This window comes from Kitasatospora sp. NPDC127116 (genome assembly GCF_042677365.1).
GTDB classification, from domain to species: Bacteria; Actinomycetota; Actinomycetes; order Streptomycetales; family Streptomycetaceae; genus Kitasatospora; species Kitasatospora lactacystinica.
The window spans coordinates 89,518-98,564 of sequence record NZ_JBHXTL010000005.1; the positions used below are offsets into that span (position 1 = coordinate 89,518).

A 9,047-nucleotide genomic window follows, 5' to 3' on the forward strand; every position below is an offset into this window, starting at 1 on the left:
GGCACCCGAGGCAAGGAGCTCCCCGTGCACACCGTCCTGACGACCGATCACCCAGCCTGGCAGGAGAACACCGCCACCGGCCACCTGCAGCGTCCCCTGCGCACCGCCGACGGGAGCTGGCTGGCCACCCTCACCTCCGACGGCCTCGACCTGGCCTGCGTGGACGGCACGGAGGACACCAAGCCCACCCTCGTCACCACCGACCCGACGTCGCTGCCCGACACCGTCCCGGCCGCCCTCCTCACCGGCCTGCGCGGCCTCGGGCCGAGCGTGCGCGTGGCCAACCCGTGGCTGTGGGACGCGATCACCACCGCGGTCCTGCGCCAGGTCGTCCGCGCCGACCAGGCCCGCCGCCTCTACCGCGGCTGGTGCGCGGCCCACGGCACCGAACTGCCCGCCCCCGCCCCCGGCAACGGCTCCGGCCCCCGCCCCGGCTCCGCCGCCGACCGCGCCTTCCGCACCGCGCCGACGCCCGAGACCGTCCTCACCCTGACCGACGAGCAGTTCGCCGCCGTCGGAACGACGTTCCACCGCACCGCTCTGCGCGCGGCCGCCGGCGCCTACCTGGAGCACCGGGCCCGCTGGGAGCAGCTGGAGGCCCCGGCCCTGGTCGCCGAGCTCGTCGGCGTGCCGCGGATCGGGCCCTGGACGGCGGCCGCGGCCGCCGCCGACTTCACCGGCGACTTCTCCGTGTACCCGCACGCCGACCTCGCGGTCCGCACCTGGGCCGCCCGGATCGCCCCCGACCACCCCTGGCCCGCCGCCGACAAACCGAAGAAGGCCGAGGCCCTGTTCGGCGCGCACTGGCACCGCCTGGCCGGCAACGCACCGCGCCACCTGCACACCCTCACTCTGTCGACACTCACCTGGGGGGCCCATGCCCGCACCGATCAGCTCGGAGGAACAGACCCGCACCACCCATGACCTGGTCGCCGGAGCCGACCCGGACCGCGCCCTCGACTGCCTGTTCGTCAACGCCCCGCTGCGCGACTACGGCCTGCGCCCGCGCGTCAACGACTACACGCTGCCGGTCCTCGGCATGGGCTACATCGCCACCCACGCCGCCGCGCACGGCTTCAACGTCGGGATCCTGGACGCCGAGGCCCACGGACTCGGCATCCGGCGCACCGCCGACGTCGTCAACGCGCTGCGGCCGCGCTGGGCCGCGTTCAACCTCCTCGCCCCGACGTACGAGCTGACGGCGCGGATCGCCGCCGCCCTGGACCCGGCGATCGCGCTGATGGCCGGCGGCCACCACGCCAAGGCCGACCCGCGGCGCGTCCTGGCCGACCCGCGCTTCGCCCGCCTGGAGGCCCTGGTGATCGGCGAGGGCGAGACCCGGGTCACCGCCCTGCTCGGGGACGTCCACCGGCGCCGCGAACTGCCGAAGGTGATGTGGCGCGACCGCCTGCTCGGCACCACCGCCTGCGGCATCCCGCGACGCGGCGACACCGCCCGCTGGCTCGCCCCGGACATCAACGCCCTCGCCGTCGACCGCCGCTTCCTCACCCAGGACCCGTACCGGGCCGCCGACGGCCGCATCGAGGCCAACCTGGTGTGCTCGCGCGGCTGCCCCTACGAGTGCGGGTTCTGCGGCGCCGCCGCCTCCATGAACCCCGAGGTCAGCATCCGCACCCGTGCCCCCGAGGACGTCATCGCCGAGATGCACCGGCTCGACGCCGACTTCGGCTGCACGGCCTTCCGCGCGGTGGACGACCTCTTCCTCGGCGCCCGCCGCGTCATCCACCCCGCCCTGGACGCCTTCGCCGCCGAGCGCGTCGGCGAGAGGTACGTGTGGGACGCCACCGGCCGCATCAACGTCCTCGACCGCGAGAGCGACACCGTGCTGGAGCGGCTGCGCGCCAACGGACTGCGCGAGGTCGCGCTGGGCATCGAATCCGGCTCCGCCCGGGTCCTGGAGGCGATGGACAAGCGGATCACCCCCGCGATGACCCTCACCGTCGCCCGCCGGCTGCTGGAGAAGGGCATCGGCGTGAAGGGGTACTTCATCCTCGGCTACCCCGGCGAGACCAGGGACGATGCCCTCGCCACCCTCGCCCACATCCGCGCACTCTGGGCCCTGTCCGACCGCCTGCCCGGCACCTTCCGCGCCTCCGCGTTCACCTTCCGCCCCTACCCCGGCTCGCCCGTCTTCGCCGACCTCGTCCGGCAGGGCTGGGACCCCGAGGCCCTGCAGACCTATCGGGACGTCGACCTCACCGGGCACGGCGCCGACGAGGCGATGCGCGGCCGCGACGAGTTCAACTTCGCCACCGGCCAGCAGTTCGGCCACGTCCCCCTCAGCCGGCTGTACGACTGGCTCGCCGACATCTCCCGCGAACAGCACCACCGCAACACCGCTGCGGCCCGCCGGGAGGTGAGCGCGTGAACGGCCTGCTGCTCACCGTGGACGGGCCCAGCGGCCTGGGCAAGTCCACCGCCGTCGCCGCCACCGCCCGCGCCCTGCGGGAGGCCGGACACACCGTCCACACCGCCACCGGCCCCTCCGCCACCCCCTACGGCCAGGCCGTGCGCGCGAGCGCCGCGACGATGCGCGGCCGCGCCCTCGCCCTGGCCGTCGCCGCCGACCGCCTCCACCAGCTCGACACCGACGTCCGCCCCCGCCGCGCCGCCGGCACCACCGTGCTGCTGGACCGCTACCTGCCCTCCACCCTCGTCCTCCAGCGCGCCGACGGCGTCGACACCGACTTCCTCCTCACCGTCAACGAGGGCACGGACGTCCCCGACCTCGCCGTCATCCTCACCGCCGACCCCGACACCGTGCAGCGCCGCCTCGCCCACCGCGGCACCCGGCACCGCTTCGAACTCGACGCCGCCGCCACCGCCCGCGAGCTGCGGCTCTACCAGGAGGCCGTCCCCGTCCTCGAACGGCTCGGCTACCGGCTCCACACCGTGGACACCACCCACCTGACCCCCGAACAGACCGCACAGGCCATCCTGGAGGCGGTCCCGCCCCGGACGATCAACACCAAAATCCCGTACGGGAGTTAGAGAGAACATGAGCACCAGCAACACCAGCCCCGCCACCGCGGCCGCCCCGCTCCCGGTGGTGGACGTCCACGTCGTCCTGCGCACCCCGGACGGCAAGATCCTGCTCTCCCAGCGCGGCGGCCCCTACGGCTACGGCCAGTGGCACGCCCCCAGCGGCAAGCTCGACCCCGGCGAGAAGCCGGCCCACGGCGCCGCCCGCGAACTGGAGGAGGAGACCGGGATCACCACCGACCCGGCCCGGCTGCGCCTCGCCTACACCGTCCTGCACCACCAGGACCCGGCGACCCTGCGCCTCGGGCTGTTCTACCTCGCCGCCGAGTGGGAGGGGGAGCCGGTCAACCGCGAACCGGAGAAGTGCCTGGACCTGCGCTGGTTCACCGAGGACGGCCTGCCCGACGACCTGATCCCGTACCCCGCCGCCGGCATCCGCGGAGCCCTCACCGACCCCGGCGGCCTGGCCCACCACGGCTGGCCGGCCGCCTGACGGCCCTGGCCCACCCGTGCTCGCCCTCTGCCCCTTGCCGCCCCCAGGAGCGCCAGGGCGTTCAGAGGGTGAGGCGGGTGGGCCCGTAGGTGCCGCAGAACCCGCAGCCACAGCTGGTGAGGGAGTTCGCCAGGCAATGGGCGGTCGGCCAGTAGCGCGACGCACAGGGCTCCGGATCGAGCGGCGTCCCGTCCCCGGGCACCGTCCGGTCGCACCAGGTGCACCGGACAGCCGCAGGCACACCCGCCTCCCGCAGCCGCCGGGCCGCACCGACCGCCGTGTCGAACGGGACATCCTCCAGAACCACTACAGGGGCGCTGCCCAGGAGCAGCTTGCTGTGCCACAGACTCAGCCCGGTCACAGCCCTGACGGCCCGCAGGGCATCCGGCCCCGCGTCCCCGGGTCCGGTCACCAGCGCGGTGAACTGCGGATCCTCCACGGACGCATCTCCTCCGGCAACGGGACAACCGCCCCAGTATGTCGGCGGGCGGGGCCTTCGGCCCACCGCTTTCCGGCGGCCGCCGAGCCGCCGCGCAGTGTCTGAACCAGCGCCCGGGGGAAGACCGTCTCCAAGGTCTGTCCCACATCGGCCTCGCCGATGACAAGGAACTCGCTCAGGCCAACGCCTCCCGACTCGGTGCACCGACCGGAAGGACCGGCGCCGCGAGGCCGTCGCCCCTTCGGCGCACGGAACTCCGCCACCTTGCCGTTGACGGTCGTCCTGCAGCTGGGCCTGTCCGACGTGTCGTGTGAGCTGGTCGGGGCCGTGGCCTGGTGTTTGCCTCCTGGCCCGCGCCGACGGCGGCCAGGTCCCGGCACAGGGGAGCACCTCCGCACCGGCTGAGTGATCAAGCCCGACGGCGGCCGCCGGGTCGGGTGTTGGCACCCGTACGGTGGGAGAAGCATGAACGGCTGCGGGAGGGGTTCGAACATGGCTGATCCGGTGCGCGTCGTCGGAGGTGCGGTGTCGGCGGCGTTGGCGGCGGCGGGGGCGCTGCACGCCGTGTGGGTGGTGACGCCGTGGCCGTTGCGGACGCCGGAGGAGTTCGCGGACGTCGTGGTGGGGACGGGGGACGGCGTTCCGCCGGCCGGGGCGTGCCTCGCGGTGGCGGGGCTGTTGGGGGCGGCGTCGTACCTGGTGGGAGCGGAGGCGCGGGTGCTGCCGCGGGTCGGGCCGCCGGCGGTGCGGCGGGCCGGGGTCCTGGCGGTCGCCGGGGTGCTGCTGGCGCGCGGTGTGGCCGGGCCGGTGGTGTTCGGGCGGGTCAGCGAGCGTACGGAGCGGTTCCGGCGGCAGAACCTGCGGTACTACTCGCCGCTGTGCACGGCCCTGGGCGCCGGGGCGGCCGCGGTGGCGTGGCGGGGTTCGTCCGCCACGGAACGCTGAGGAGTTCGCTGTGCGTTGAGCGCGGCCTCGAACACGCCGGCCCGGCAGGGTTCCCGGGTCCTCGGTTCAGGTGAAGGCGACGACGAGCAGGACGGCCGCCAGCAGGAGGACGACGGTCAGGGCCGGCGCGCCGGGGCGTCCGCCGGGTTCGGAGGTGACGGCGATCCACGAGACGAGGGGGACCGCCGGCGAGAGGAGGATCGCCGACCACGTCACGACGCCCGTGGGAGTCCCGGCGACCTCGGCTCCGAAAACGGTCGTGAACATCACCGCCGGCCAGGCCGTCGCGGTCAGCACTGCCCAGGCCGCACGCGCGGTCCACCGCTCGACCGGGTCGGCCGCGCGGAAGTCGGTGCGGGTCATCATCAGGATCCGGGTCGGGTTCGCCACCGGAAGATCCTGTCGAACCACCCCGCCGGGCACCAGGCTCGGGAGTGCACCGCCGAAGGCGGGTCCCGCTCCTGCGCCGCTCCCGTACGGGCGTCGGCCCGCCTCGTCCGTTCCCGCGCCGCTCTCAGCCCCGCGTCACGGGCGACGGCCCGACGGCCCGGGGGCCGTCCCCGCCGTTGCACCGCCCCCCGTGCCGGGAGTGCGTGCCCTCCGCCCGCTCATCACCTCGTCGGCGATGGCCACGATCCCACCGGGAGCGATCTCCTCCAGGTCGTCGAGGACCGTCGCCCAGCCGCCGAGGAACACGGCCCGGGCGGCCAGCCTGCGGGCGCGGGCGGGCTCCGACCGTTCCACCAGGGCGGCCAGGGCCCGCGCCCGCGCCCGGCCGTGGGGGATCGTGTGGGCCAGGTCCTCGGCCCGCTCCGGCTCACCCTGGCGGGCCAACGCACCGACGACGTCGATGAGTGCCTCGCCCCGACCCCAGCGGTCGGGAATCGCGGGGACGAGGGCCTCGGCCCGGGCCGTCTCGCCGCGCCGGGCCAGCTCGCCGACGACCGCCATCAAGGCCCGGCTCCGCGCCCGGCGGTCGGCCAGGGCATGAGCGAGGGCCTCGGCCCGGTCCGTGTCCCCGGACCGGGCCAGCGCCTCGACGACTCCGGCCTTCCGCGCCGCCCGCAGATCGGGATCGTCGATCCGGTCGGCGAGCGCCGTGGCCCGCTCGACCTGCCCGTGCCGGGCCAGCAGCAAGGTCACGGCCTCCCGCAGCGCGAAGCCCTCGAAGCCCTCGAAGCCGGCGTCGGGGCGGAGCAGTTCCTCGACCCGGTCGGCCAGGGCGAGGGCCACGTCCCGGTCGGCGCTCTCGGCGACCGCTTCCAGCAGCTCGGGCACGATCCTCGCGTCGAAGTGCGGGCTGGGCCGGGCGCGGATCGTGAGGCACAGGACATCGGGGTCGGCGTCACGCTGCCGCGACCCCGCCGCCGCGGCCTCGGCCTCCTCGGCCGCCCTCGCGGCGGCGGCACGGGCCACGCTGCGCAGCACGGCGTCGAGCCGGTCCAGGTCGCCGTTGCGGGCCTCGAAGGCCAGCACCGCGACGAGGAGAGCGCGCTGCCCGGTACCCTTGCGGCCCTCGCGGCGGACGAGCTCCTCCACGCGGTCGGCGAACACGCCCGCCAGAACGTGGTCGCCGGCGGCATGCGCGATCTCCATCGCCGTCACGAGCGCGCGCCCCGACTCCGCGCCGGCGCCGGCGCACTCGACGGCTCTGGCGGCGTACCCGAGTGCGGCCGGGAGGTCACCGCCGTCCGCCACCGCCTTCGCCAGCCCGGCCCAGGCACGCGGCCAGTTGTGCGGGTAGCGGACCGTCCGCGCCAGGCCGGCGGCACCCTCGTGGTCACCGGCGCGTGCCACCGCCGGGATGTGGGCGACCAGGGCGCTGTCCCGCAGTGCGCGGTCGGTCAGCGACTCGGCGAGCGCCCGCGCACCGTCCAGATCCCCGGCCTCGCCCGCCGTCCGCACCAGGTGGACGAGATCCTCCTCCGGCCCGGACCGACCGGCGCCCGAGCGAACCAGCTCGACCGCCAGGGCGGGACGACCCGCACGCACCAGCGCCGCCGCCAGGTCCGAATCGCTCCTCCTGCCCCGCTCCTGGTGCGCCGCCAGCCGCAGGACCGTCAGCAGGCAGGGGGTGGACCCACTGCGCAGCAGGCCCGGGTCCCCGCTGCCCGGCGGGGCCAGGCCGAGGCGCTGGTCCCCGATCCTCGTCCAGTAGAGATCTTGGCCCCACTGGGCCAGTCCCTTCAGCATGCACGCCCCCCGCCGAACGACCGCTCCTCCTGCCGCGCGAGGCGGCCGGCACCCGAACCGGACACGATAGTCCGCCCCCCGGCCCTGCCGCTGTGTTCGCGACGGCGCCCGGAGCCGACGTGCCCAGGGCTGTGCGGGGTACGGCGGAAGCGGTGCGTCGGTACCTGCGGGACCGTCGGGCGATCAGCGTGCGGCCCTCGGCTCCCGAACACCTCGTCGGGCACGCCCGGCCGCCCGGACCAGGTCAGGACGGTGCCGTGCTGTTCGCGCCGGCGGTGACGGATCCGGGTACGACGGAGGCGCCGTCGAGGTCGTCGGACAGGTCGTCGGACAGGTCGTCGGTGAACACGCCGGTGGTGCCGATCCCGCCGGTGTCGATGCCGGCGGTTCCCTGACGGGCTCCCAGGGGGAAGAGACGCGGTGGGCGGCGCCCACGAGCGTCGGCGTGAAGGAGTTCCTCGTCTCGGGTGGACAGCGGTGGACCGCCGGTATCCGAGTCCTCCAGGAGGTCCCGTGCCCGAACAGCCCGTACCCAAAAGGAGGTTGGGACTTCTGGGAACCGAAGGCGCAGGTCTTTCCGGTCGACCGGGCGGCGGGGGTTGTGTCCACGGAAGTCCGGCCTTGCAGATTTGACGGATGCTCTGCATAGTTGCTTCACATCCGGCCAAACGCGTCCCAAGGGATCGATCCGCCGCGCTTTATGTCATGTACATAAATTTCTCCGCCCTTGCTGCTCCGACGCTCCGACGTGCGGCAGACCTTCGGCCCGCCGCCCCGACTGTCACCTGCGCCCAGGGCGGCGGGCCGCCCTTCGACGCACCAGCCGGCCTCCCGGGAGACGTCCCACGCCAGTACGTCCATCCAGAAGAAAAGGGGAACGATCATGCGTAACGCCACCCAGACCGTGCGCCGTGTCCTGGCCGTCCTGGCCGTCGCGGCGTCAGCAGTGACCGCGGCACCGGCCGTCGGCCAGGCGGCGGCCGTGGAGAGCACCCGCATCGCCGGCCCGGCCCCGGCGCCCGGAACGATCGCCGGCCTCGCCGTCGACGGCAGCCGCATCGGCGTCCTGACCACCGACGGCCGGGTGTTCGTCAAGGACGGCACCGTCGACTCCCGCGGATGGGTCCAGCAGTACGAAGGCGCGACCGCGCTGGCCCTGTCCGGCAACCGCGTCGGCGTCATCGCCAGGGACGGCCGCGCCTACGTCAAGGAGGGCAGCCTGTTCGCCGGATGGGTCGACGAGGGCGGCAACGCGCTCTCGATCGTCCTGGACGGCAACCGCATCGGCGTCGTCACCAGCGACCACCACGCCTGGGTCAAGGAGGGCAGCCTCTCCGCCGGATACGTCGACGTGGCCGCGAACGGCAACGCCCTCTCGCTGGCCCTGTCCGGCAACCGCATCGGCGTCCTCACCAGCGAGCACCACGCCTGGGTCAAGGAGGGTGCCGTCGCCGACTTCTCCAACTGGGCCGACATGGGCGGCGACGGCAACGCCACCTCCCTGGTCCTGAACGGCCGGCGCATCGGCGTCATCACGACCGACGGGCACGCCTGGGTCAAGGACGGCGCCGTCGCCGACCTCTCCCAGTGGGTGGACGTGGCGGGGAACGGCAACGCTCTCGCCCTGGTCCTGAACGGCCAGCGCATCGGCGTCATCACGACCGACCACCACGCCGCGGTCAAGGAGGGTGCCGTCGCCAACTTCACCAACTGGTTCGACGTGGCGGGGAACGGCAACGCCGTCGCCCTGGTCCTGAACGGCCAGCGCATCGGCGTCCTCACCAGCGACCACCACGCCCCGGTCAAGGAGGGCGCCGTCGCCAACGTCACCAACTGGGTCGACATGGGCGCCGAGGGCTGACACCACGCCGCCGGTGGGGCGCCACCCCCAGCCGGGGGCCCGCACCCCCAGCGACCCCGCCCCCACCTGGCCCCCCGGCGGGGCGCCCCCCCCCCCGCCCCCCCCCCCCCCCG

The 9,047-nt window shown here is 74.7% G+C and carries 9 protein-coding genes; 6 read left to right on the top strand and 3 right to left on the bottom strand.

Features of this window, described 5'->3' with window-relative positions:
* Positions 1 to 24: 24 nt before the first annotated feature.
* From ACFVHV_RS03600 to ACFVHV_RS03615, 4 genes are read left to right on the top strand one after another with little or no spacing between them, the layout of a single operon-like run.
* A complete protein-coding gene (locus ACFVHV_RS03600) occupies positions 25 to 924 on the top strand; it encodes a hypothetical protein (protein WP_380348580.1) in 900 nt (299 codons plus the stop codon).
* The gene (locus tag ACFVHV_RS03605) at positions 878 to 2,389 is read left to right on the top strand and encodes a B12-binding domain-containing radical SAM protein (RefSeq protein ID WP_359907650.1); all 1,512 of its coding nucleotides are present in this window, start codon (positions 878 to 880) and stop codon (positions 2,387 to 2,389) included. The genes ACFVHV_RS03600 and ACFVHV_RS03605 overlap by 47 nt, the downstream gene beginning before the upstream one ends.
* Positions 2,386 to 3,012 (top strand): dTMP kinase, encoded by a 627-nt coding sequence (locus tag ACFVHV_RS03610; RefSeq protein WP_359907647.1) that lies wholly within the window; start codon positions 2,386 to 2,388, stop codon positions 3,010 to 3,012. Before ACFVHV_RS03605 ends, ACFVHV_RS03610 begins: the two co-directional genes overlap by 4 nt.
* A gap of 7 nt (positions 3,013 to 3,019) precedes the next feature.
* A complete protein-coding gene (locus ACFVHV_RS03615) occupies positions 3,020 to 3,496 on the top strand; it encodes an NUDIX domain-containing protein (RefSeq protein ID WP_380348582.1) in 477 nt (158 codons plus the stop codon).
* Between the two features lie 61 nt (positions 3,497 to 3,557).
* On the opposite strand, the gene ACFVHV_RS03620 is transcribed toward ACFVHV_RS03615, so the two are convergent.
* The gene (locus ACFVHV_RS03620) at positions 3,558 to 3,935 is read right to left on the bottom strand and encodes a ribosomal protein L7/L12 (RefSeq protein WP_359907641.1); all 378 of its coding nucleotides are present in this window, start codon (positions 3,933 to 3,935) and stop codon (positions 3,558 to 3,560) included.
* A gap of 492 nt (positions 3,936 to 4,427) precedes the next feature.
* Between ACFVHV_RS03620 and ACFVHV_RS03625 the strand changes: the two genes are divergently transcribed.
* Positions 4,428 to 4,880 (top strand): DUF3995 domain-containing protein, encoded by a 453-nt coding sequence (locus ACFVHV_RS03625; RefSeq protein ID WP_380348584.1) that lies wholly within the window; start codon positions 4,428 to 4,430, stop codon positions 4,878 to 4,880.
* Positions 4,881 to 4,946: 66 nt separating this feature from the next.
* Here the strand turns inward: ACFVHV_RS03625 and ACFVHV_RS03630 are convergent, their stop codons facing one another.
* Positions 4,947 to 5,270 (bottom strand): hypothetical protein, encoded by a 324-nt coding sequence (locus ACFVHV_RS03630; protein WP_380348586.1) that lies wholly within the window; start codon positions 5,268 to 5,270, stop codon positions 4,947 to 4,949.
* A 135-nt stretch (positions 5,271 to 5,405) separates the two neighbouring features.
* The gene (locus ACFVHV_RS03635; protein WP_380348587.1) at positions 5,406 to 7,073 is read right to left on the bottom strand and encodes a hypothetical protein; all 1,668 of its coding nucleotides are present in this window, start codon (positions 7,071 to 7,073) and stop codon (positions 5,406 to 5,408) included.
* Positions 7,074 to 7,956: 883 nt separating this feature from the next.
* Here ACFVHV_RS03635 and ACFVHV_RS03640 point away from each other — a divergent pair.
* Positions 7,957 to 8,934, top strand: a complete 978-nt coding sequence (locus ACFVHV_RS03640) for a hypothetical protein (RefSeq protein WP_359907630.1) — start codon at positions 7,957 to 7,959, stop codon at positions 8,932 to 8,934.
* Positions 8,935 to 9,047 lie beyond the last annotated feature (113 nt).

Bases quoted from the DNA above. Each gene is read 5' to 3' on its own strand.
- ACFVHV_RS03605 (WP_359907650.1), top strand. From the start codon at position 878: ATGCCCGCACCGATCAGCTCGGAGGAACAGACCCGCACCACCCATGAC.
- ACFVHV_RS03615 (WP_380348582.1), top strand. From the start codon at position 3,020: ATGAGCACCAGCAACACCAGCCCCGCCACCGCGGCCGCCCCGCTCCCG.
- ACFVHV_RS03625 (WP_380348584.1), top strand. From the start codon at position 4,428: ATGGCTGATCCGGTGCGCGTCGTCGGAGGTGCGGTGTCGGCGGCGTTG.
- ACFVHV_RS03635 (WP_380348587.1), bottom strand. From the start codon at position 7,073: ATGCTGAAGGGACTGGCCCAGTGGGGCCAAGATCTCTACTGGACGAGG.
- ACFVHV_RS03640 (WP_359907630.1), top strand. From the start codon at position 7,957: ATGCGTAACGCCACCCAGACCGTGCGCCGTGTCCTGGCCGTCCTGGCC.